At 70.5% G+C, this 23,283-nt stretch carries 16 protein-coding genes; 6 read left to right on the top strand and 10 right to left on the bottom strand.

What is annotated here, in order from left to right; genetic code table 11:
- Window positions 1-152 precede the first annotated feature (152 nt).
- Complete coding sequence (locus tag FA582_RS17265) at window positions 153-5,501, top strand: PKD domain-containing protein (protein ID WP_147899851.1); 5,349 nt, start codon at window positions 153-155, stop codon at window positions 5,499-5,501.
- A gap of 2 nt (window positions 5,502-5,503) precedes the next feature.
- Here the strand turns inward: FA582_RS17265 and FA582_RS14085 are convergent, their stop codons facing one another.
- From FA582_RS14085 to FA582_RS14065, 5 genes are read right to left on the bottom strand one after another with little or no spacing between them, the layout of a single operon-like run.
- Window positions 5,504-6,439 carry a glycosyltransferase gene (locus tag FA582_RS14085; protein ID WP_010147532.1) on the bottom strand — a complete coding sequence of 312 codons (936 nt, stop codon included), beginning with the start codon at window positions 6,437-6,439 and terminating at the stop codon, window positions 5,504-5,506.
- Window positions 6,436-7,356, bottom strand: a complete 921-nt coding sequence (locus tag FA582_RS14080) for a glycosyltransferase family 2 protein (RefSeq protein ID WP_010147531.1) — start codon at window positions 7,354-7,356, stop codon at window positions 6,436-6,438. The genes FA582_RS14085 and FA582_RS14080 overlap by 4 nt, the downstream gene beginning before the upstream one ends.
- On the bottom strand, window positions 7,353-8,288 hold the full coding sequence (locus FA582_RS14075; protein WP_010147530.1) for a sulfotransferase family protein: 936 nt from the start codon (window positions 8,286-8,288) through the stop codon (window positions 7,353-7,355). The genes FA582_RS14080 and FA582_RS14075 overlap by 4 nt, the downstream gene beginning before the upstream one ends.
- The gene (locus FA582_RS14070; RefSeq protein ID WP_010147529.1) at window positions 8,288-9,619 is read right to left on the bottom strand and encodes an O-antigen ligase family protein; all 1,332 of its coding nucleotides are present in this window, start codon (window positions 9,617-9,619) and stop codon (window positions 8,288-8,290) included. The genes FA582_RS14075 and FA582_RS14070 overlap by 1 nt, the downstream gene beginning before the upstream one ends.
- The gene (locus FA582_RS14065; RefSeq protein ID WP_141567600.1) at window positions 9,616-10,851 is read right to left on the bottom strand and encodes a fructosamine kinase family protein; all 1,236 of its coding nucleotides are present in this window, start codon (window positions 10,849-10,851) and stop codon (window positions 9,616-9,618) included. The genes FA582_RS14070 and FA582_RS14065 overlap by 4 nt, the downstream gene beginning before the upstream one ends.
- Before the next feature lie 131 nt (window positions 10,852-10,982).
- Between FA582_RS14065 and FA582_RS14060 the strand changes: the two genes are divergently transcribed.
- The gene (locus tag FA582_RS14060; RefSeq protein ID WP_010147527.1) at window positions 10,983-12,503 is read left to right on the top strand and encodes a Wzz/FepE/Etk N-terminal domain-containing protein; all 1,521 of its coding nucleotides are present in this window, start codon (window positions 10,983-10,985) and stop codon (window positions 12,501-12,503) included.
- A gap of 24 nt (window positions 12,504-12,527) precedes the next feature.
- On the opposite strand, the gene FA582_RS14055 is transcribed toward FA582_RS14060, so the two are convergent.
- Window positions 12,528-13,430 carry a sulfotransferase domain-containing protein gene (locus tag FA582_RS14055; RefSeq protein WP_010147526.1) on the bottom strand — a complete coding sequence of 301 codons (903 nt, stop codon included), beginning with the start codon at window positions 13,428-13,430 and terminating at the stop codon, window positions 12,528-12,530.
- 1 nt (window position 13,431) lies between these two features.
- A complete protein-coding gene (locus FA582_RS14050) occupies window positions 13,432-14,946 on the bottom strand; it encodes an oligosaccharide flippase family protein (RefSeq protein ID WP_010147525.1) in 1,515 nt (504 codons plus the stop codon).
- 109 nt (window positions 14,947-15,055) lie between these two features.
- Here FA582_RS14050 and FA582_RS14045 point away from each other — a divergent pair, with 109 nt between their 5' ends.
- Window positions 15,056-15,760, top strand: coding sequence for a hypothetical protein (locus tag FA582_RS14045; RefSeq protein WP_010147524.1), 705 nt, complete (start codon window positions 15,056-15,058; stop codon window positions 15,758-15,760).
- Between the two features lie 12 nt (window positions 15,761-15,772).
- Here FA582_RS14045 and FA582_RS14040 read toward each other — a convergent pair whose 3' ends face one another.
- Window positions 15,773-17,164: a carbohydrate binding domain-containing protein gene (locus FA582_RS14040; RefSeq protein WP_010147523.1), complete on the bottom strand. Its 1,392-nt coding sequence runs from the start codon at window positions 17,162-17,164 to the stop codon at window positions 15,773-15,775.
- A gap of 190 nt (window positions 17,165-17,354) precedes the next feature.
- Between FA582_RS14040 and FA582_RS14035 the strand changes: the two genes are divergently transcribed.
- On the top strand, window positions 17,355-19,127 hold the full coding sequence (locus FA582_RS14035) for an SLC13 family permease (RefSeq protein ID WP_010147522.1): 1,773 nt from the start codon (window positions 17,355-17,357) through the stop codon (window positions 19,125-19,127).
- A 4-nt stretch (window positions 19,128-19,131) separates the two neighbouring features.
- Here the strand turns inward: FA582_RS14035 and FA582_RS14030 are convergent, their stop codons facing one another.
- Window positions 19,132-19,902 (bottom strand): 3'(2'),5'-bisphosphate nucleotidase CysQ, encoded by a 771-nt coding sequence (locus FA582_RS14030; protein WP_010147521.1) that lies wholly within the window; start codon window positions 19,900-19,902, stop codon window positions 19,132-19,134.
- 14 nt (window positions 19,903-19,916) lie between these two features.
- Window positions 19,917-20,993: an adenylyl-sulfate kinase gene (gene cysC / locus FA582_RS16655; protein ID WP_010147519.1), complete on the bottom strand. Its 1,077-nt coding sequence runs from the start codon at window positions 20,991-20,993 to the stop codon at window positions 19,917-19,919.
- Window positions 20,994-21,099: 106 nt separating this feature from the next.
- Between cysC and cysD the strand changes: the two genes are divergently transcribed.
- Together cysD and FA582_RS14015 are read left to right on the top strand one after the other, a co-directional pair.
- Complete coding sequence (gene cysD / locus FA582_RS14020) at window positions 21,100-22,011, top strand: sulfate adenylyltransferase subunit CysD (protein ID WP_010147518.1); 912 nt, start codon at window positions 21,100-21,102, stop codon at window positions 22,009-22,011.
- Window positions 22,011-23,273: a sulfate adenylyltransferase subunit 1 gene (locus tag FA582_RS14015; RefSeq protein WP_202798086.1), complete on the top strand. Its 1,263-nt coding sequence runs from the start codon at window positions 22,011-22,013 to the stop codon at window positions 23,271-23,273. The genes cysD and FA582_RS14015 overlap by 1 nt, the downstream gene beginning before the upstream one ends.
- Window positions 23,274-23,283 lie beyond the last annotated feature (10 nt).

Genomic DNA, 23,283 nt, shown 5'->3' with positions numbered 1-23,283 from the left:
AAGTGTTGATCTCAAGGCGTTCATGCCTTTACTCTTCTTTTACTCAACATTCAGGCACGCCAGCAGGGTTGGTCGCAGGGGGCTTCTCCCTGAGGTCGAGAGGGTGGTGTGACCGCAGGCCGCCCATCGGGCGGAGAGGGAGAACCCTGAGCATGACTGGGGTCCAGTCACAGACTTTTCGCCGCTGGTTGTTCGGTGCCCTCGTGGGGGTATTCCTCGTCGGGGGGGTGCTTCCCACGACGGTGTCCGCCGCTGAGGGAGACCTCGATCCGGCGCGTTACACCGGCGCGACCGCAGACACGGCAGCCGTGTCGTGCTGGGAGATCAAGCAGCTCAACCCCGAGTCCACCGACGGGGCCTACTGGCTCCTGACGCCGCAGATGACCGCGCCGCAGGAGTTCTGGTGCGACATGACCACCGACGGGGGCGGATGGGTCCGGGTCGGCAGCGGCCGTCAGCAGTGGACGACGTCCTACGACGGCAAGGGTGATGCTCGCGAGCTCCTCCAGGCGCAGCCTCCGTTGACGCGCGGGATCCAGCTGGGGTCGGCCACGATCGACGACCTCGTCGGCGGGGGTCGCGTGGACCGCATGACCGACGACATCCGGGTCCGGCGGGCCTCGGCCTCGGACGGCTCGACCTGGCAGGAGGTGCGCTTCCGCTACGCGAACCGTGACCGCTGGGTCTGGAGCCTGGGCGCCGAGCACCCGGTGGCCCGGTGGAACGTCGGCGGGATCACCGGGACCGGCGGCCAGACCCTGGGCTACGGCAGCGGGTCCGGCCTCAACCACGTCACCTCCAACATCCTGTCCGGCCAGAACTTCTCGTGGGGGTTCGCCTACGGCTCCCAGGTGGCGGGGCAGAACTCCGACTCGACCTATCTGTGGTCTGCGACCACGGGTGGTGGCAACGCCCTGCCCTACGCCGAGGTCTATCTCCGGCCGCGGCTGACGACCTTCACCGCGCCGTTCGACGGGATCGGGGACGCGGGGACCGCCGCGATCGAGCGTGACCCCGCGGCGTCGTCCGCGGCTCTGGTCAATCCCTGGGGCGTCGCGGGACTGGCCGGCAGCACCGGGACCGAGGGCAATGTCGAGGTGCAGGCCTTCGAGCAGATCGGCAACGTGATGTATGTCGGCGGCAACTTCCGCTGGGCGCAGCAGGACGCCGCGGGGGCGGGACGGGTCGAGCGACCGTTCCTCGCGGCCTTCAACGCCAGCACCGGGCAGTTCATCCCCGGCTTCGCGCCGGTACTCAACGAGCAGGTGCGCACGCTGGCGGCTCTCCCGAACGGCCAGCTGGCCGTGGGCGGCGATTTCACGTCTGTCAACGGGCAGCCCGCGCAGGGTCTCGTCGCGCTGAACGCCTCGACCGGTGCCCGATCCACCACGTGGGGTGTGACCCTGGAGAACGCCACGTCGCCGGGCAACGTCCGCGTCGAGGCGATCGACGTCGGGGAGGACGGCTACCTCTACCTCGGCGGGAGCTTCACCCACCTCAGCCGCACTGACGCCACGGGTCGGGTGTATGCCCGCAACGCCGGTCGGGTGAGTGCGGCGAACGGCACCCCGGATGCGTGGAACCCCGAGTTCAACGGGACGGTGCTCGACGTCTCCGCCAGCCAGGACGGGGAGCGAGCCTACTTCTCCGGGTTCTTCGACCGGTCCGGTGAGGCGACCGCCTTCCGGGCCGCAGCCGTCATGAGCGACACCGGGTCCCTCGACCCGGTCGCGTGGTCGCCGACGTGGAGCAATGCCAGCAAGAACTACCAGCGCTCGATCCGGCAGCACGGCGACCGGGTCTGGGTGGGCGGCTCCGAGCACGCCCTCTTCGACTTCTCGACCAGCACCTACGAGCGGCTGGGCGGCAGCATCACCAAGCGCGGTGGAGACTTCCAGGCGATCGAGGCCCGAGGCGAGCAGATCTTCGCCGGGTGCCACTGCAACAACTGGACCTACCAGGACGCCTACACCTGGTCCAACGTCGGAACAGGCTGGTCCCAGGCCGACTCCATCGGGTGGATCGGCCAGTGGAACGCCGACACCGGGCGCTACGTGCCGGAGTTCACCCCTGAGTTCCGCACCCGGCTGGGATCGGCCGTCTGGGCGATCGAGATCGCGGACGACGGCACCGTCTGGGGAGGCGGTGACATCACGAGTGGTCTGACGACCTCAGGCTCGCGCTGGATGGGTGGTTTCGCACGGTGGGCGCCACGCGACACGGTCGCACCCGCCACCCCTGGGTCCTTCCGCATCGTGAGCCAGACGACCGACACGGTGACGCTGGCCTGGGCCTCGGTCCCCGGCGCCTCCTCATACCAGGTGCTGCGCGACGACCGGGTGATTTCGACGACCGGGGGGACGACCCTGACCGTGCCCAAGGACGGGGCCAACCGGTTCTTCGTCCGGGCCGCCGACGCCGAGGGCAACGTCTCGGCGAGCACCACGGTGCGCGAGACCGGTGACGGCAACCCCGCTCCGGTGCCGCAGATCGACGTCCAGGTCGAGGGGCTGCAGGTCAGCCTCGACGGGACCGGCTCGACCGACGACGGCGACATCGTGTCCTACACCTGGGACCTCGGTGACGGCACGTCCAGCACCGACCCCGTGGTCGAGCACACCTACGAGCGCACCGGCAGCGTGGAGGTCACCCTGCGCGTCATGGACGACCAGGGCAGCTTCCGGACCGCACGGGAGACGATCGAGCTCACCATCCCCGCGCCGACCGACGCCTATGGCACGACGGTCCTGGAGGACGAGCCCGACCTCTACTGGCGGCTCGACGACGCCGCCGGGACCTACGCCCAGGACTCCAGCCAGAACGACCGGGTCGGCGTCTACCAGGGCAGCGTCACGCGCGGCCAGAGTGGCGCGCTGGTCGACAACGGCAACACCGCCACCGCCTTCGACGGCGCGAGTGGTGCGGTCGTCGGCAGTCCGGACACCGCCGTGAACGACCCCGGTGCCTTCTCGATCGAGACGTGGTTCTCGACGACCAGCACCCGCGGCGGCAAGCTCATCGGCTTCGGCAATTCGGCCACGGGCCTGTCGAGCAGCTATGACCGGCACGTCTACATGCGCAGCAACGGCACGCTCACCTTCGGGGTGTGGACCGGCGCCGAGAACACCATCACCAGTGCTCAGCCCTACAACGACGGCCAGTGGCACCACGTCGTGGGTACCCAGGGACCAGGTGGCATGGCGCTCTACGTCGACGGCGAGCTCGTCGGCACGCACCCGCAGACGGAGGCGCAGGCCTACACCGGCTACTGGCGCGTCGGCGGCGACCGGGTCTGGGGTGGCGCGAGCAGCAACTACCTCCAGGGTCTGCTCGACGAGGCCGCCGTCTACTCGGCTGCGCTGCCTGCGGATCGCGTCGCCGCGCACTTCTCCGCCGGATCGACCGCCAACATCGACCCCACGGCCGACTTCTCGGCCCAGGTCGACGGTCTCGAGGTGGCGCTCGACGGCTCCGCCTCGAGCGACGGGGACGGCGAGATCGTCTCCTCCACGTGGGACTTCGGCGACGGTGAGACGGGAGACGGCGTCACGACGAGCCACACCTATGCCGAGGCCGGGACCTACGAGGTGACCCTGACCGTCACCGACGACCGCGGTGGTGAGGGCACCAGCACGCAGAGCGTCACGGTGGAGGAGCCGCCCAACGCCGTTCCGACGGCGGAGTTCGGTGTCACGACCGACGAGCTCGGCCTGGCCGTGGATGCGTCCGCGTCGAGCGACGAGGACGGAGAGATCGTCTCCTACGCGTGGGACTTCGGCGACGGCACCACAGGTGAGGGTTCCACCGCGAGCCACACCTATGCCGAGGCCGGGACCTACGAGGTGAGCCTGACCGTCACCGATGACCGCGGTGGTGAGGGCACCAGCACGCAGAGCGTGACGGTGGCGCTGACCCCCAACGTGGAGCCGGTCGCCAGGTTCACCGTCGACTCCGAGCTGTTGGAGGTGTCGGTGGATGGGTCGTCGTCGGTGGATGAGGATGGTGAGGTCGTCTCGTATGCGTGGGACTTCGGTGATGGTGCCTCGGGTGAGGGTGTCACGACGAGCCATGCCTATGCGGCGGCCGGGACGTATGAGGTGACGTTGACGGTCACCGACGACGATGGGGCTCAGGCGTCGGTCACCGAGGAGGTGACGGTGTCGGAGGCTGTGGAGCCGGTGACCTCGACGGTGATCGAGCGGGATGCGTCGTGGTCGTGGTACTACGGTGCGGATGCGCCGGTGGCGGCGTGGAAGTCTGGTGGTGACCTGGCCGGGTGGGAGTCTGGCGCGGCGCCGTTGGGCTTCGGGTTCACGGGTGTGGCCACCGATATCGATGTGGATGGTCCGACGACGGATCGTCCGCGGGCGGCGTACTTCGTGCGGGAGTTCGAGGTCGCTGACGCTGATCGGGTGGTGTCGTTGGTGCTGGACACGGTGGCCGATGACGGTGCAGTGGTCTATGTCAACGGGGTCGAGGTGGGTCGGCAGAACATGCGTGAGGGTGAGGTCACCCACTTCACGTATGCGCCGTCCGCGCGGCGTCGTGAGGTCGCCCAGGCCGATCCGTTGGTGATCGAGGTGCCGGTCGGGCTGCTCGTGGACGGCACCAATGTCGTCGCGACGCAGACCCACCTCAACTACCGCGGCACCCGCGACATCAGCTTCGACCTCGAGGCCGCGATCACGACCCTCGAGCCAGGGGCATCGGCACCCAACCAGGCGCCGACCGCAGCCTTCTCCTCGGTGTCCGAGCTGTTGGAGGTGTCGGTGGATGGGTCGTCGTCGGTGGATGAGGATGGTGAGGTCGTCTCGTATGCGTGGGACTTCGGTGATGGTGCCTCGGGTGAGGGTGTCACGACGAGCCATGCCTATGCGGTGGCCGGGACGTATGAGGTGACGTTGACGGTCACCGACGACGATGGTGTTCAGGCGTCGGTCACCGAGGAGGTGACGGTGTCGGAGGCTGTGGAGCCGGTGACCTCGACGGTGATCGAGCGGGATGCGTCGTGGTCGTGGTATTACGGTGCGGATGCGCCGGTGGCGGCGTGGAAGTCTGGTGGTGACCTGGCCGGGTGGGAGTCTGGTGCGGCGCCGTTGGGCTTCGGGTTCACGGGTGTGGCCACGGATATCGATGTGGATGGTCCGACGACGGATCGTCCGCGGGCGGCGTACTTCGTGCGGGAGTTCGAGGTCGCTGACGCTGATCGGGTGGTGTCGTTGGTGCTGGACACGGTGGCCGATGACGGTGCGGTGGTCTATGTCAACGGGGTCGAGGTGGGTCGGCAGAACATGCGTGAGGGTGAGGTCACCCACTTCACGTATGCGCCGTCCGCGCGGCGTCGTGAGGTGGCCCAGGCCAGCCCGTTGGTGATCGAGGTGCCGGTCGGGCTGCTCGTGGACGGCACCAATGTCGTCGCGACGCAGACCCACCTCAACTACCGCGGCACCCGCGACATCAGCTTCGACCTCGACGCCGTCCTCACCGAGCAGCCAGGCTGACCTCAGCCCTCGAGGCTGACCGGCTCGGGCCGGACGCGCACGGTGCTGCGTCGTCTGGCCCGGGCGAGGACCGGGAGCGGGTCGTCGTCGGGCAGCAGCACGCTGACCAGGCCGCGATGCTCCAGGGCGCGAGCGAGCTCCAGCTGATGGTCGTCGGCGTGCTCGCGCAGGTCGGCCAAGCGCGGCACGACCACCGGGTGCTTGCCGGCGCGCAGGGCGAGCAGCACGGAGCCGACTCCCGCGTGGGTGACGACCAGGCTCGCGCGGGTGGTGAGGTCGGTCAGGTCCTCGGGGCTCATCCACCGGCGGCAGCGCGGATCGGCATCATCGGCCGGGGTATGCCCGGTCTGCACCGTCCAGGACAGGTCGTCCGTCACCTCGACCAGCGACAAGGCCCGGGTGAAGGGGAAGCGTTCGGTGCCGATGGTCAGGAGGGCGTCCTCGGAGACCGGTGCGCCCTCGGGGCCCGGGGCGAAGGAGTCGAAGACGCTGCCGGTGGCCCGCCAGCGCCCGCGCGGCTCGTCGAAGGCCTGGTGGTGCAGGTGGACGCCGGGCACCCGCTCGAGCACCCTGCCGGTGAGCGAGGGACCGTGCAGGCGGGTGGCGCTCTCGATGTAGTGGACCCGGGCTCCGGTCGCGCGGGCGGCCAGGAGGTAGGGCAGCGCGAGGGCGGCCCCGGTGGAGATGACCCGGTCGGGGCGGTGCTTCTGCATCAGCCGTCGGGCGATCGGGAGTGAGCGCGCAGCGCGCCACGCCTGGCGCGACCCGACGCTGGGGATCCACTCGACGTCCTCACCGGAGAGCAGGCGCTCGGTCTGGAGGCTGCGCGCCGTGACCCAGACCGGCTGCTGGGGGGCGGGGGTGAGCCGATGCATCAGCTCGGCCAGCTCCTCGACGTGGCCACCGGGGGAGGCCACGAGGAGGTCGCGAGCACTCACACGCCGCGTCCCATCCGGTGGAGCAGGTTGAGGACCGTCCCTCCGGCCCGGGGCCAGACCGAGACCGCTGCCGCCAGGGGCCAGCGTGGCTCCGCCGGGTTGCGCCGGGCGGTCCGGGCCACCCACCGAGCCGCGTCGCGTCGGTTGCCGCTGCACGCGTGCGCGAAGGCGATCTGGCCCATGAGCCGAGACGCCGCACGGGAGTCCGCCGCGATGGCAGGGTGACGGCGAAGCATCCATTCCGAGCTGTCGATCTTGGTGTCCCACCGGCGCGAGAAGAAGGAGGTCGCGCCCCAGACGACGTGCACGAGCGGCTCGTCGACGTGGACGATCGGACCCCGCTCCGCCGCGCGCAGCAGGATGTCCCAGTCCTCGTTCTGGCTGCCGGGGATCTCCTCGTCGATGAGACCGAGGTCGCCCAGCATCGCCGCGCGCCGGAAGACGAAGGTGGAGGAGTGGAGCATGGCCATCCTGGACCGGACGAGCATCGGGTGCGTGACGCGGTCGACGCCCGCCAGCCGCGGCGTGGACCGCCCGTCGTACTCCACCAGGATGGAGCACGTCACCATCTCCGCGTCAGGTGCCCGGTGCAGCTCCTCGACCTGCCGACGCAGCTTGGTCGGGGCCCAGTAGTCGTCGTCGTCGCAGAACGCGACCAGCTCGCCGTTCGCGTGCACGGTCGCGGTGTTGCGGGCACCGGCCAGACCTGGCGTCCGCTCGTTGCGCAGCACCCGCACCGGTCGCTCCGCGCCGGGAGCCGTCTGCAACGACAGGTCTGGCTCGGCGTTGTCGTAGACCACGACGACCTCGAGTTCGCCGGCGTAGTCCTGCGCGCGGGCAGCCTCGATGGCCGTCCGCACCTGCTGGGGTCGGTCGTGCGTGGGGATCGTGACGGTGACGGAGGGAAGATCGGTCATGGCTGGCGTCCTACGTAGTGGAAGAGGCGGAGCAGCGGCAGGGTCATCGCGGTGACCAGCCGGTTGCTCGAGGTCGGCAGGTCCTCGCGCCACCGCTCGTCCAGGCGGATGCGGACCTCCCCGGTGCGGAAGCGCAGCGGGTTGCCGCTGCAGGTGTGGTTGGTCACCAGGGTCACGGCGGTGTCGGTGATGGCATCCACCGGTGTCGGCTCCAGGTCGCACGCGCGCAGGATGTCGGCGGTCGCCGCCCGTGGAGCGCGGACCCAGTCCTCGTACCGCAGGGTGGTGACGGGCTGCCCGGTCAGCCGGCTCGCGAGCGAGGAGACGTTGTGCGCGATCCAGACCAGGGAGAGCTTGGAGGGTGAGTAGCGGGTCATCGTGCCGAAGGACTCGACCTGGGCCTCGGGGCGGTCCACGGTCTTGGTCCAGGAGTAGGCGACGGCCCGGCTGTCGCGCACGCAGTGCAGGATGCGGACGTCGAGGGCGTCCTGATGGGTGAGGACATAGGGGATCGAGGGTTGCTTGCTGGAGTCGACCACCACGTCGGCGCCGTTCACCTCGGCGGCCGCGCGGTAGATCTGGGCGTACAACGCGCCATACCGCTGGACGTCCTTCCGGTAGCGCCGACCGCCGAGACCGAGGAGCAGCCGCGGGGTGCGGCTCACGCGGTCGAGGCGGGCGCGGGTGGCGACGATCTGCGCGGCGTCGAGCGTGTCCCAGCCACCGAAGGCGCGCTGCCCCACCTCGGTCCAGAAGGGGCACTCGGAGAACGGCAGCCCGCAGCCGCAGAGCTCATCCATCTGCAGGCTGCGCTCCCACAGGTGGGTCACCTCGCCCAGCACGACGAACCGCGGGTCCGTGCCGAGCGTGCGCTCGATGAGGGTGCTTCCGCTCCGGCCGACGCCGGAGATGAAGAGCACGCGTGTGTCCATCAGATGTCTCTCCCTGCTGTGAGCCTGCTCCGTGTGAGGCGTGGTCGGCGGTCCCGGTGCAGCGGGCCCCGCTCCGACGATGCACCTCGCAGTGCCAACGCCGCGGCGATCATCGTGAGCATCAGTCCCACGGGGAGGAAGCCGTAGTAGAAGACCTCTGCCAGCGCCACCAGCACGACCGCGTTGGCCACCGTGCCGACGTCGTCGGTCCGTCGCAGACTTCCGGCGACGACGAACGCGAACCAGCCCAGGAAGAACAGCACCCCGGGGATCCCGTGGGAGTGGATGACCATCCAGAACTGGCCGTGGGTGCCCACGGGCGGGATGTTGGGGTTGGTGGACGGGCGAGGGGCCCCGAGCCCGAAGACCGGGTTGTCCTGCACGCTCCGCAGCGTCTGGAGATAGATTTCTGCGCGGTCCTCCGTGGTGCTGGTGTCCTCTACCCGGGCGGTGATGTTGTCGTCGAAGGAGGAGGCGGTGAAGGCCCCCGCCCCGAGGACGCCGGCCAGGACGACGCAGATCAGGACACCTGGCCGCCCCCGCAGGAGGTAGCGCACGGCGAGGTAGATCGCGGCGAGACCGAGCCCGAGGAACATCCCGCGGTTGAGGGTCGCGGCGGCGGGGATGAAGGAGATGGGGACCAGGGGGAGCAGGACCCAGAAGCGTCGCTGGTGACGGACCTTGATGAGGTAGAGGACGACGAAGGGGAGCAGCAAGGAGTAGGCGTTGCCCCAGTTGTTGGTGTAGAGGAAGGGCGCGCTGGGGCGCGGCGCGACATCGAAGTAACTGGTCGGGTCGTACTGCGCGAAGCGGCGGATCACCATGTGGTTGACCAGCTCGTTGTTGAGCAGGAAGCCGGGCAGGACGTAGGACAGGGGGGTCCGCACCACCGTGGTGGGCAGCAGCATCCCCAGGAAGCCGCCGACCACCGTGATGAGCCAGTAGGTCGTGAGCAGACCCAGCACGAAGGTGTCGTGCAGGCGGGTGCGGGCGTTGTAGATGTAGAGGAACAGGACGGTGGCCGCCACATAGATCAGGTGGCGGTAGGAGAAGCCCACAACGCGACCGAAGGTGTCCAGCTGGGTGACCGACAACGTCATCCAGACGAGGAAGGCCAACCAGATCCCGAAGCCCCGGGGGGCCCGCGTGCGACCGTTGCGGAGGAGGTAGAGCAGTTGCAGCGCCCCGAAGAGGATCCACGAGACGTCGACGATGCCGATGATCCACCAGAGCGGGTACCCGGCGAGCAGGGCGACCATGGGCCATACCGGCAGCGGGCGGTCGGCGTCGGGGGCGACCCGGTGTCTGGTGTCGGAGAGGAGTGTGGTCATCGCGCGGCGGAGTCGATGTGGTGCTGCGCCAGGGTCAGCAGACGGGCCACGTCGTCCGCCCCGATGCGGTTGCGGGACCAGGTGTCGTGGCTGGCGGCCAGGGCGCACGCCCGCTCGACCGTGGCGAGCGCGAAGGCGGCCGTCGCGACGTGCTGGGCGGCGGGGGTCATGCCGAGAGCGTGGAAGGTCGGGGCCGCGCGGGTGAAGGCGTCCGTGGTGGCGGCCGCGAGGTCGGAGGGCGACGGGCCGTGGACGGAGTGGACGAACCAGTGGAGCGCGTCGGTGCCGGCCACCACGTCCGTGATGGAGGACTCCCAGTCCCACGCCCACACCTCACCCTCGCGACTGCGACAGGTGTTCCACGGGACGAGGTCGCCGTGGTCGAAGCGAGCGATGGGCACATTCACCTCGAGCCCCATGAGTCCGCCCACGGTCTGCGCCAGTGCGGCGGCGGCATCGCGGACCACAGCGTGCTGCCGCAGCTGCTCGGCGTGCTCCCGCATGCCGAGCAGTGCGCCGCTGGTATGCGCGGGTGCCCGGCGGTCGAGGGGGGACACGGTGGCGAGCTCGGCCACGCCGAGGTCCTCCGGGCGGGAGAGCCGTCGGACACCCCGGGGGAGGGGCGCGGTGACGAGGTAGGGATGACCGAAGGTCTCGCCGCGCGCGAGCACGCGCGGGACACGCATACCCCCGGTCCGGCCGTCCAGCTCCTGCAGACGGTCGGCCTCGGTGAGGACGTAGCCGGAGGTCAGGGGGTTCCAGGCGAACTTCGCGTAGCCGACCGGCGTGCCGGAGGGGCTGAAGAGCTGGGCGGTGGCCTTGGCGTTGGCCCCGGTGCGGACCCCGACGTGGGCCAGGACGGGGCGACCCAGCCTCTCGCCGACGGCGGTGAGCGGTTCGGGGGCCCCAGCGGCGCGGGTCGCGTGCTCGAGGACGAAGGCCGGCCTCCCGCCGGCGGCGCGGGCGCCGGCGGCGGCGGTGGTGGCGAGGCGGGCCGCCTGGAGACGGCGCGGTCGTAGCCCCTGGTAGGCCAGCAGGGCCTTGGCCGTGGTGGCCGATCGTCCGCGTTCCATGATCATGCGGGCGCGGCTCGTCGAGGGGAAGACGTCGAAGTGTCGGACGGGCTCCCAGCCCGGGGTGGCCCGGCCGGTGGTGCGGATCCGGACGTCGCCGCTCTCGACGGCAGCGCCCCACAGCTGCCGGAGCGTGTTGGCGAGAGCGGGATCGCCCACGTGTGCCACGGTCTGCACCTCACCCCTCTGGAACACCTTGGCCAGCCGGATCTGGACACCAGCCGGTTGTCGTAGCATACGAGACGGCCATCATTGAAGAATCATCCGTCGGGTGGGAGACGAAGAGCACCATGGAGCAGCGTAACGACGATGCGGGCGTCGACCTGTGGCACTACGCCGAGGTGCTGTGGCGCAAGTGGTGGGTCATCGTGCTGGCCACGCTGCTGGGCCTCGGCGCCGCCGCTGCCTCCCTGCTGGTCCTGCCGGTGAAGGCGAGCGCGACCGCCACGGTCTCGCTCAACCTCATCACCAGTGACCCGTTCGACGTGACGCGCCCCGTCTCCGAGCTCATCGACGCTGCCGGGGAGGCTCAGGTGGCGTCCTCCTTCGCCGTGGCGGACCGGGCGGCGCAGGGGCTGGGCGGCGACTACGAGCCGACGGACATCCGTCAGGCGATCGAGGTCGCGGGGGTGGCCGACACGGCGGTCCTGCGCATCACGGCCACCGCGGACTCGGCGGAGGCTGCCCGTGACATCGCGGATGCCTCCGCGACCGCCTACCTCGACTACCGGGCGGAGCAGGCGCAGAGCCGCATCGAGCGACGGCTGGAGCAGTCGGCCGCCCGGTTGGCCGAGCTGCGTGACGACCTGCGCGAGGTCAACGAGCGGTTGGCGCAGGTCGAGGGTGGGAGCGAGGCGGCCATCCAGGCGGAGTCGGACCGCTCGCTCATCAACCTCGAGATCGACGCTCTCGCCTCGCAGCTCGCGACGGCGCGGGGGATCGACACCAACGGTGGCACGGTGCTCAACCCGGCAGCCAACGGTGGCGTGGAGTACTCGCCGTCGCGGCTGCTGGTCCTCGTGACCGGAGCCGTGGCGGGCTTCGGGCTGGGGCTGCTGCTCGCCTTCCTCGTGCAGGCCATCTGGCCACGGGTCGTCTCCCGGTCCGACGTCGCCTCGCACGGGGGCGTCGAGATCCTGGGCTCCATCGACCGGGGCAACGTCGAGGTCGCACCCCGTGGCGACGACCTGGCCGTCTACCGCGAGATCCGGGAGCGGCTGCTGGCGAGAGGCTTCCTGAGCGACGGCCGGGGGGTGCTGGCGGTGCTCCCGGTGCACGGGCCCGGAGTCTCCACCGGGGTGGCCGTCACCCTGGCGCACGTGCTGGCGCAGTCCGGACTGCAGGTGACCTTCATCGCTCTGCGCACCAGTGAGGCCCAGGCCGACCGGGTGCGCCGCTCGCTCGGGCTGAGCGAGGTCGCGGCGACCGGGGTGGGGACCCGCTACGCCTCGCAGGAGGTGCCCGGCTTCACGGTCTATGTCCCCACGCAGGACTCTGACGACGAGCCGATCTCGGCCGCGGTGCGGCAGGAGATCGCTGCCCGTCAGGGTGACTCGGTGGTCGTCCTCGCCGCGCCTCAGGAGTATGGCCGCGCGAGCCGGCTCGCGGCGTCCCGGCTGGCAGATGCGACGGTGTTCCTGGCCGCTCGCGGTGCGAGCACCGTGACCGAGCTGCGACAGGCCGCGCGCGACACGGTCAGCCAGGGCAGTCGGGTCGTCGGGACGGTGATGGTGCACCGTCGACGGCGTCCGGAGATCGGGATGCACGACGCGGCGTCGGTGTCGGACGAGGGTGCCCGTGCCCGTCGCTGATCAACTCGAGCGGCCGTCGACGCCTCAGGTCCAGTCCAGCCGCTCTCCGAGGAACTCCTCGAGAGCGGCGTTGTGCGCCTGGTAGTGCGCCGCGAGCTGCGCGGCCGCCGCAGGTGGCGGGGCGTCCTTGGTGCGCCACGTCGCGTTGTAGGGCTTGGTCGTGGGAAGGCGGTGCTCCGGCAGCCCGAGGAAGGCACAGATGCGATCGACGGTGCCCTGGGTGTCGGAGTAGAGCTTCTCGCTGGGGAGCACGAGGAGCTGCTCCCGGGGGAAGTGCTCCAGCCAGGTCGTGATCTGGTCGAGGTACTCGCCACGACGTCGGTAGCCGTACCAGTCCCACGTGGTGCTGTGGTAAGTCGGGTCGGTGAGCATCCGCTCCAGCTCGCCGTCCAGGCGGTCGGACTCCACCGCGAGCGCCTCCTCGAAGGTCAGCGGCTCGACGCCGTTCTGGACCCGCTCCTGGTAGTGCGACCAGGAGCGCTGCACCGGGTCGCGCACGAGCAGGATCGAGCGGGTCGCCGGGGCGGCCGCGGCGACCTTGGCCGCGATGCGGGGATCCCAGACGTAGTAGGGGGAGGCTTCGAAGCTCTGCGGGCGGTACCCGAGGCGGGAGGCGAGCACGCGCCGGAAGGTCTCGGTGTGGAAGTGGGAGCGGTACCACCGCGGGGACCTGCCTGAGTCGGCGAAGTAGTAGTCGGTGCTCTTGCGACCACGCGGCTGGGGGTAGAGCGCGAGGATGCCCGGGTGCTGGATGAGGTAGTTGAAGAGCGAGGTCGTGCCCCCACGCTTCGTGCCGATGACGAGGAAGTCCGGCATCGGCCGGTTCGGCGAGGTCGCCAGGCCGCCGAGACGGGACGCCCCGTTGGCCGCGTCGAGCGCCCACCTCGGAACTCGTGACTTCAGAGCGGTCAGCTGGACGGTGTCCACGTCATGTCCCCTTTCGTGCCGTGATGATCGAGGCCAGGTCCGCGAGCTGGAACAGCCGCGGGGCGCGCCACATGACGATCACGAGGCATACCACTCCCAGGGCCGCCCCGCTCAGCATCGCCGTCACGGTGTCGCCGATGCTTAGTCGCAGTATCAGGGCGGGTGTCCCGAACGTCAAAACGGTCGTCGCCAGGACGGCCAGCACGGCTCGCGGCAGGGGTCTGACCCCGACCTTGCGGTGCACCTGCGTGATGGCGAGCACGGTGTCGACCACCATCCCGGCGACCCACGCGAGCGCGGCGCCGACGATCCCGAGCGGTGGCACCAGGAGGAAGAGCAGGGTGACGTTGACCGCGACCGCGGCGAGCTTGTTGAGGGCCGCGAGGGAGCTGTACCCGCTCATGAGGAGCACCGACTGGATGTTGCCGGCGGTCAGGACCATGGCCATACCCCCCGCAAGGATGCCCAGGGCCGGCGCCCCCTCGCGGAAGTCCTGCCCCAGCAGGCCGATCATGGATCCGCCGAAGAGCGCCAGCACGAGGTAGATGGGGACGCTGAAAGCGATGATCCAGATCGTCGTCACGGAGTAGAGCCCGTCGGCGGCTCGTAGGTCCTTCGCGCCGAGGTGGCGGCTGTACATCGGCGCCACCACGATCCGCAGCGACGTGCTGAGGATCATGCCGGCATTCGTGAACCTCGTGGCCGCGCCGTAGAGCCCGGCGGCCGAGGGGCCGGCCAGCAGGCCGACCAGCAGGACGTCCAACCACCGCATCGACTCCTCGAGCACGGCGGACACGGCGCGGGGCGCGGTGTATCCCCAGATGCGACGGTTGAGAGAGGCCCCCGGCTCCGGCGAGCCGAGGTCCTCGGTGTCGCCGAGGACCCGGCGCAGCTGCCGGGCCAGGATCAGCAGCGCCACGCCGGCCGCGAGGGGGAGGGGCGCGACCCAGGAGACGGCCACGGCGACCGCTCCGCCCCCGGCGAGGGTCACCGCCCAGGCGAGCACCGGACGAGCCGTGGGTATGGCGATGTTCTGCACCGTGACGAAGGTCCGCACACCACCGAGGGCGCGCGTCGCCGCCAGACCGACCAGGGCCACCCCGGCGAGCGGGAGCGCCCACGCCATCCCCACCAGGCTGTCGGCGAGCAGGTCGTTGTCGGCACCAACCAGCCGACTCAGGAGGAGCAGTGCCCCTGCGCCGAGGACGCCCATGGCGAAGGCCGGCGCGAGCAGACGCACCACGGCCGCCCGCATGAGGTGGGGGGCCTCAGTCCGGAGGCGGGGGAGAAGCCAGACGGCGGTGGTGTCCAGGCCGAATCTCGCGAGGCTCATCGCGATGGTGAAGGCAGCGATGGCCTGGAAGACGACCCCCGCACCGGCGGTCCCCAGCGTGCGTCCCAGCACGACGACCAGGAGGAGTCCCATCACCGCGCTCACGACCGAACCGGCGAGCGCGAACGCGCCGCCACGAGCGACCGAACCCATCCCTCCGGCGGAGGTGGTGGCGCGACTCATGGGTACCTGTCCTGGGGGAAGGGGTGGCCGTTGATCGGCGGTCCGACGGATGGCCGCCGAGGCAGACCACGAGAGTAGGGTACGAGACCCAAGCTCTCAGGAGGCGGACATGCGCGGTGGTCGGGTCTGGATCGTGGCCGCGGTGCTGGTGGCAGCGGTCCTGCTGGTCTGGGCGCTCACGCGCGACGGGGGTGACGAGCAGGCGGCCGACCCGCCTTCCTCGTCCACCGGGTCGGCCGAGCCGGATGCGACGGCGACCGGGACGGGGGAGACCGCCGCCCCAACCGAGGACACCGTGAGCGCCACCGATGGCGAGACCGTGAGCGAGGCCCCGGTGACGGACGCGGAGGGTGCCACGCCCCGCGATGACGTCGCCGCCACGGCCTCGCCCGAGCAGGTCGCCCAGGACGAGGCCGCGGCAGACCTCGTCGATCCCGTCATCGACGTGAGCAGCGAGGCGCTCACCGTCCCCACCGAGGTCGACTGGGACGCCGTGGTCTCGGTGACCGGGGGCAACCTGCTGAGCGACGTGGAGTCCACGGTCCTGGAGTACACCGAGAACGGCTGGACCCAGGAAGGCACGCCGGAGCTGGTCAGCTCCTCAGTCCTCGAGGTCGACGAGGAGTCCACACCGGCGGTCGCACGCGTCGAGGTATGCCTCGACTACTCGCCGGTGACGCGTCTCGACGCCAACGGCGAGTCGCTCACCGACCCCGAGGCCGAGCAGCGGGTGCGCAGCATCTTCAGCCTGGAGTTCGTCGACGGACGGTGGGTCGCGGTGGACCAGGCGTTCGAGGCCGAGACCTCCTGCTGAGCCGGCCCGCCGTCACCGGGCGACGAACTCCCGCCAGACGGCGCGCGAGTACCTGTCGTTGAGCCGCCAGTCGCCGTCCCGGGTGGACTGGAAGTAGGTGACGAACTGCGCGTCGTGCCGCACGGCATACTCGGCCACGGAGCGCAGCCACGCCGCGCGTCCCTGCCCGTCGTCGCCGGGCACCAGGCGGCTGCCCGTCTCCGCGATGCCCCACGGGCGCCCGTCCGCGATGGACGTCTGGACGGCCGGAGCCATGAACTCCGAGACCGGGGAGTAGTAGTCGCGGTCGGGGTCCGAGGCACCGTTGTAGGGGTCCCACGCGAGCACGTCGATGACGTCACGGCCGGCGTCGTAGTCGCGGTAGTCGCGCCCGGAGGCCGGGATGGCCGTCCAGCCGGTGAGGATGAGGGTGGAGAACATGTTGGGCTTGCACGCCTCGTCGGCGAGCGCCTCGATCCGACGCCAGGCCGCCTTGTACTGCGTGGCGGTGAAACGGCCGCTCTTGATGAGGGGCTCCGGCTCGTGGATGTAGGACCAGTAGATCGTCCGGTCCTCCGGGGCCTGGGCGAACCACCGTCGGAAGAAGGCGTCGTGTCGACCCGCGAGGACGTCCTGGGGCATGGGACGGAAGGACATGACCATCGTCCGACCCTCGAGCAGGTCGTTGCGGGCGTGGCTCCACTCGAAGGGCAGACCCGGGTCGAAGATCCGGACGACGGGGAGGGTGCCGAAGGCCTGGTCGAGGCGCTCCAGCGAGTCCTCGGCGCTGATGCCCGAGGTCGTCATCGAGGCGCCGAAGAGGGTCGTGTCAGGGACCCGGCCGGTGCAGGGCTCCGGGGCGGGGAGCGCCGTGGTCGTCCTCGTCAGGGTCACGTCGTCGACGACGAGCCGCTCACCGGGAGCCAGGTTCCACGCGACGACATTGACGTCGAGGCTCGCCCCGGAGCGGGTCGTGGTGATGGGCAGGCTCACCGTCTGCCACGAACCGGTCAGCTCGAAGGCCTTCTGGTGCTCACGGGTGCCCGTGGCGCCCACCTCACGCAGGCGGAGGGCTCCGTCGGTGCCGGAGGTCCCCCGGACGCGGGCGCTCAGCCGGTAGGTCGCGCCGGTGGAGCCGGTGTCCGCCACCGAGTTGGTCGCGTCGTTGAGCACGGTGTGCCGCTGCGTGGTGGACGTGAGGACGGCGGCCGGGTTGCCCGAGAAGCTCTCGGTGCGCAGCACCTCGGCCGAGCCGTTGGTCCGCCAGTACCGCGTCCCCTCGTCGAAGGAGCCGTTGCGGACCAGGCCGGCGGCCTGGGCCGTTCCGGGCAGCGCGGTGAGGGCGAGAGTGGCGACGAGAGCGGTCGCGAGCCACAGGAGGAGCCACGATCGGGGGCGTGGGCAGGACGGTGAAGACAGGGTCATGACGGGACAAATTCCTTCGGGGGGACAACTCACGGGATGATGCGAGGAGGCACTTCACGGGCGCCTCGGCCAACGACGTTAACCCGTGCGCCACCGTCGTGTGACGTGAGTGAGCTCCTGTGGCGTCTCCTGACGAGAATTTTGTGAAAGCGCAAGCAGCCCGCAAGATCGTGGGGCCGAGAGAGAGGGCGTGACCGTGTCGCTCGACGCGTGGATCACCGTGGTGGTCCTCATCGGAGTCCTGGCGGCGCTCGTGCGTCAGCGGACGAGCCCGTGGGTGGTGGTGCTGGGAGGGGTGATCGCCCTCCTGGTGGGTGGCGTCATCACCCCTGCGGAGGCCTTCACCGGCTTCTCCAACCCCGCCCCGATCACCGTCGCGGCGCTGTATGTCGTCGCGGCCGGGATCGAGAAGACCGGGGCCCTGGCCCCGGTGATGCAACGGACCCTGGGTGACCGCGGGACCTACCGGCTGCCGCTGCTACGGGTGCTGACCCCCACCGTGGGTGCCTCGGCCCTGCTCAACAACACCCCCATCGTGGCCATGCTCATCCCGCAGGTGACCGCCTGGTGCGAGAGGCGGGGCCTCTCGGCCAGCAAGTTCCTCATGCCGATCTCGTTCGCCGCCGTCCTCGGCGGTCTGCTCACCGTCATCGGCACCTCCACCAACCTCGTGGTCTCCGGCCAGATGGCCGAGCTCGGGCTGGCAGAGATCGGGTTCTTTGAGATCGGTCGGCTGGGCCTGCCGATCGCAGTGATCGGTCTGCTGGCCCTCGTGGTCCTCTCTCCGCGGCTGCTGCCGGCGCGGCGCTCTGCACGAGAGGAGCTGGAGAGCGAGGGCAGGAGGTTCTCCATCGAGATGATCGTGCAGCCCGGCGGGCCGGTGGACGGCCGCACCGTCGAGGAGGCCAAGCTACGCTCGCTGCCCGGGCTCTTCCTCGTCTCGGTGGACCGCGGGGACACCGTCATCGCGCCGGTGCGACCCGACACGGTGCTGCGTGGCGGCAACCGCCTCCACTTCGTCGGCTCGGTGAGCAAGGTGGTCGACGCACAGCTCATGCCCGGGCTGCGCTCGGCCGAGCTGGAGCATGTGCTGGACCTGCAGAGCCAGACCGCGAAGTACTTCGAGGTGGTCGTCGGCTCGCAGTCGCCACTCGTCGGGAGGACGCTGCGCGAGTCGGGCTTCCGGGCGACCTACCAGGCCGCCGTGGTCGGCATCCACCGCTCGGGCCACCTGGTCGACGGCAAGCTCGGCTCGCAGACCATCCGCCTGGGCGACACCCTCATCGTCGTCTCGGACCCCGACTTCCGGCGGCGCTGGCGCGACCACTCCGACTTCCTGCTCATCGCGGGCCTCGACGGCTCCCCACCTACCGCGACCCCGCGCGCCTGGATCCCGGTGACGATCCTCGCCCTGGTCGTGGGGCTGGCCGCGGTGGGCGTCCTGCCCATCCTGCAGGGTTCCCTGCTCGGCGCGGTGGCGCTCGTGCTCACCGGGGTGCTCTCGGCCCAGGAGGCCCGCCGGGCCGTCGACCTCGACGTCATCCTCGTCATCGCGGCGGCCTTCGGGCTGGCGAGCGCGATGCAGGTGTCCGGGCTGGCGCAGGCGCTGTCGGGTGCGCTCGTGGCCTCGCTCGGCACCTTCGGCACCGTCGGGGTGCTGCTCGGTCTGGTGCTGGCCACCATCGTGCTCACCGAGCTCGTGACCAACAACGCCGCCGCGCTGCTCATGCTGCCGGTGGCCGTGGCCACCGCCGAGTCGGTGGGCCTCGACCCGCGGGGTGCGGCGATCGCGGTGGCGGTGGCCGCCTCGGCGTCCTTCCTCTCCCCGATCGGCTACCAGACCAACATGATGGTCTACGGCCCCGGTGGGTACCGCTTCACCGACTACGCCCGACTCGGGTGGGTCCTGACGATCATGGTGATCGTCGTGACGGTCGGGCTGACGCCGCTGCTCTGGCCCTGAGGCGTCAGTCGAGCGAGATGGTGGCGAGCGCGGCGAGCAGCTCCTCGGCCACCTCAGGTCGGCAGACGACGAGGTCGGGGGACCACGGGTTCTCCCGGTTGTAGACCAGGGGGCTGCCGTCGACCCGGCTGGTGTGCAGACCGTGCGCCGCGGCGACCGCCACGGGCGCCGCGGAGTCCCACTCGTACTGCCCGCCGGCGTGGACGTAGGCGTCGGAGGAGCCGTCGAGCACCGACATCGCCTTGACCCCGGCCGACCCCATCGGGACCGTGGTCGCCCCCATGGTCCGGCCGAGCGCCTCGGCGAAGGCCGGCGGGCGGGAGCGGCTCACGGCCAGCCGCAGCGGCGGGTCGCCGGCCGGCCGTGCTGGCAGGTCGAGCCGGTGCTGCTCGCCGGTGCTGTAGGTCACGCCGCGCGCGGGCAGCGCGACCGCCCCGGCCACGAGCTCACCGGACTGCCACAGCGCCACGTGCACGGCCCAGTCGTCCCGGGGCACCTCGCTGAACTCCCGCGTCCCGTCCAGCGGGTCGATGATCCACACCCGCTCGGCGGAGAGCCGGGCGTGGTCGTCGGCCGCCTCCTCGCTCAGCACGGCGTCGCCGGGGGCGCGCTCGGCCAGCGCGGCTGCCAGCAGCTCCTGGGAGGCGGCGTCACCGGCGTCCTTGAGCTCGCGGCCCTCGACCCCCTTGGTATGCAGCTGCTCGCGGACGCTCAGCAGGCGTGCGCCGGCGAGGTCGGCGAGCTCGCGGGCCAGGGTGTGGTCGTCAGTCGTCATGGGTGCCCCTCGGGTCATCGGGTGGGTCCGGGAGGCGCGATCGCCGCCAGGATGTGGTGCACGAGCTCCTCGACCTCCCGGCCGGTCGTGTCGAGCGTCAGCGTCGCGTCGGTGGGTGTCTCGTAGGGAGAGCTGATGCCGGTGAAGTCCGGGATCTCGCCGGCGCGGGCCCGGGCATACAAGCCCTTGCGGTCTCGCCGCTCGCACTCCTCCAGCGGGGTGGCGACATGGACGAGCACGAACCGGCCGCCGCGTCCCTCCACCATCCGCCGCACGTCCTGGCGGGTGCTCTCGAAGGGCGCGATGGGGCTGGCGATGGCGGTGCCGCCGTGCCGCGCGATCTCGGCGGCGACCCACCCGATCCGGCGGATGTTGGTCTCGCGGTCGGCGGGGGAGAAGCTCAGCCCGGCGGACAGGTGGCGGCGCACGACGTCGCCGTCGAGCAGGGAGACGGTGCGGTCCTCCTCCTCGACGAGGTGGTCGCGCAGGGCCCGCGCGATCGTGGACTTGCCGGAGCCGGAGAGGCCGGTGAGCAGCACCACCACACCACCACGTCCGGCGGGGTATGCCGATCCCTCCGTCGCGGAGGTGAGGTCGTGGACCTGCTCGGGGCCACCGAGCGACTGCTGGAGCCGTGCCACCTTGTCCGCCCGCCGTGGGGTGCCGTGGCCGAGCGGCGCGACGCGGAGGGCATACCCGGACCTCTCTGCGGTGGCGCGTGCGGCGCGGACGAGGTCGAGGTCGCGTTGGTTGTCGTCGCCGTCGGTCGAGGCGAGGACGACGAGGGTGCGGGTGTCACCGGGGACGGCGGCGAGCGCGGTCTCGTCACCGACGAGCGCGACGGGCAGCTCGACCTCGGTATCGGTCAGGTGCCACCGCTCGAAGGGCCGGGAGGAGCGGGGGGAGAGCCAGGAGAGCTCGCCGTCGGCTGACACCTCGACCACCGGGACCCCTTCGGCGTCGCTCAGCGTGAGGGGGCCGTCCGGCACCGAGACCAGGTCGCGCGGGAGCAGGCCGTGGCGCACCAGCTCGAGGTCGTCGAGGGTGGGGACACCGGGGTAGGACGGCGACGGGGAAGGCGGTGTGCTCACCCCTGCACCCTAGGTCAGGCCGGCCAGCGAGCGGAACGATGCGGGAGTGCGGCCGGAAGTCCGATATCGTGACACGCTGCAGCATCCGTAGGGGAAAGGCGCAGGAGTGACAGTCGACGGCAACTACCGACTCTCCCAGCTCGATGAGCTCGAGGCAGAGTCGATCCACATCTTCCGTGAGGTCGCGGCCGAGTTCGAGAAGCCGGTGCTGATGTTCTCCGGCGGCAAGGACTCGATCGTCATGCTCCGGCTGGCGGAGAAGGCGTTCTACCCGGCCAAGGTGCCGTTCCCGGTGCTGCAGGTCGACACCGGCTACGACTTCCCCGAGGTGCTGGACACCCGCGACCGGTGGGTCGAGCGGCTCGGGCTGCGGCTGCACGTCGCCTCGGTCGAGCAGGCGATCAAGGACGGCGTGGTCGTCGACGACGGCAAGACGCCTCGCAACCGGCTGCAGATCGGCACCCTGCTCAACGCCATCGAGGAGGAGGGCTACACCGCCGCCTTCGGTGGTGGGCGTCGCGACGAGGAGAAGGCGCGCGCCAAGGAGCGGGTCTACTCCCACCGCGACGAGTTCGGCCAGTGGGACCCCAAGAACCAGCGCCCCGAGCTGTGGAGCCTCTACAACGGGCGCATCCACGAGGGCGAGCACATGCGGATCTTCCCGCTGTCCAACTGGACCGAGCTGGACGTGTGGGACTACATCCGCCGCGAGGCCATCGACATCCCCTCGATCTACTTCGCGCACCAGCGCCGGGTCTTCGAGCGCGGCGGCATGCTCTTCTCCGAGAGCGAGTTCAACCCGCTGCGCGAGGGTGAGACCGTCACCGAGCGGCAGGTCCGCTTCCGCACGGTCGGCGACCTGACGCTGACCGGGTGCCTGGAGTCGGCCGCCGACGACCTGGACAAGATCATCGAGGAGGTCGCGGCCTCCCGCATCACCGAGCGCGGCGCCACCCGCGGTGACGACAAGTTCTCCGAGGCCGCCATGGAGGACCGCAAGAAGGAAGGCTACTTCTGATGGGGACCGAGACCGGGATGGACCTGCTGCGCTTCGCGACGGCGGGGTCCGTGGACGACGGCAAGTCGACGCTCATCGGCCGCCTGCTGCTGGACAGCAAGGCGATCTTCGAGGACCAGCTCGAGTCGGTGGAGAAGACGTCCAAGGACAAGGGCTTCGACTACACCGACCTGGCGCTGCTCACCGACGGGCTGCGCAGCGAGCGCGAGCAGGGCATCACCATCGATGTCGCCTACCGCTACTTCGCGACCCCGCGGCGCAAGTTCATCATCGCCGACACCCCCGGGCACGTGCAGTACACCCGCAACATGGTCACCGGTGCCTCCACCGCCGACCTGGGCCTCGTGCTCGTCGACGCCCGCCAGGGCATGACCGAGCAGTCGCGCCGCCACGCGGTGATCCTGTCGATGCTGCGGGTGCCGCACCTGGTGCTGGCCGTCAACAAGATGGACCTCGTCGACTTCGCGGAGGAGACCTTCCGGGAGATCGAGGCCGAGTTCACCGCCTTCGCGCGCAAGCTCGACGTGCCCGACCTCACGGTCATCCCGATCTCGGCCCTGCAGGGCGAAAACGTCGTGACGCGCAGCGAGAAGATGCCGTGGTTCGGCGGCAGCAGCCTCCTGCACCACCTCGAGCACGTCTACATCGGCTCCGACCGGGAGATGCGCGACGTCCGCTTCCCCGTGCAGTACGTCGTCCGTCCCAAGTCGGATGAGTTCCACGACTACCGCGGGTATGCCGGTCAGGTCGCCGGTGGTGTCATGAAGCCGGGCGACGAGGTCATCGTGCTCCCCAGCGGGATGACGAGCACCATCGAGGCGATCGACGCCTTCGACAAGCAGCTGGACGAGGCATACCCCCCGATGTCGGTGACCATCCGGCTCGCGGACGACGTCGACGTCAGCCGCGGCGACATGATCGCCCGGGTCAACAACCAGCCGGAGCAGACGCAGGACATCGACGCGATGGTCTGCTGGATGTCCCCGGGTGCGCTGAAGGCGCGGTCCAAGCTGCTGCTCAAGCACACGACCCGCACGGTGAAGGCGTTGGTCAAGGAGATCGACTACCGCCTCGACGTCAACACGCTGCACCGCGACCAGGACGCCGAGGAGATCGGCCTCAACGAGATGGGCCGCATCCGGTTGCGTGTCCAGCAGCCGCTCATGGTCGACCTCTACGAGCAGAACCGCATCACCGGCTCGTTCATCCTCATCGACCAGGCCTCGGGCGTCACCGTCGGCGCGGGGATGATCCGGGACTGAGACCCGGGTC

Source organism: Serinicoccus profundi, from assembly GCF_008001015.1.
In the GTDB taxonomy this organism is placed as follows: domain Bacteria; phylum Actinomycetota; class Actinomycetes; order Actinomycetales; family Dermatophilaceae; genus Ornithinicoccus; species Ornithinicoccus profundi.
Note: the sequence above shows the minus strand (reverse complement) of the source record. Positions and strands in the feature narration are given on the sequence as shown.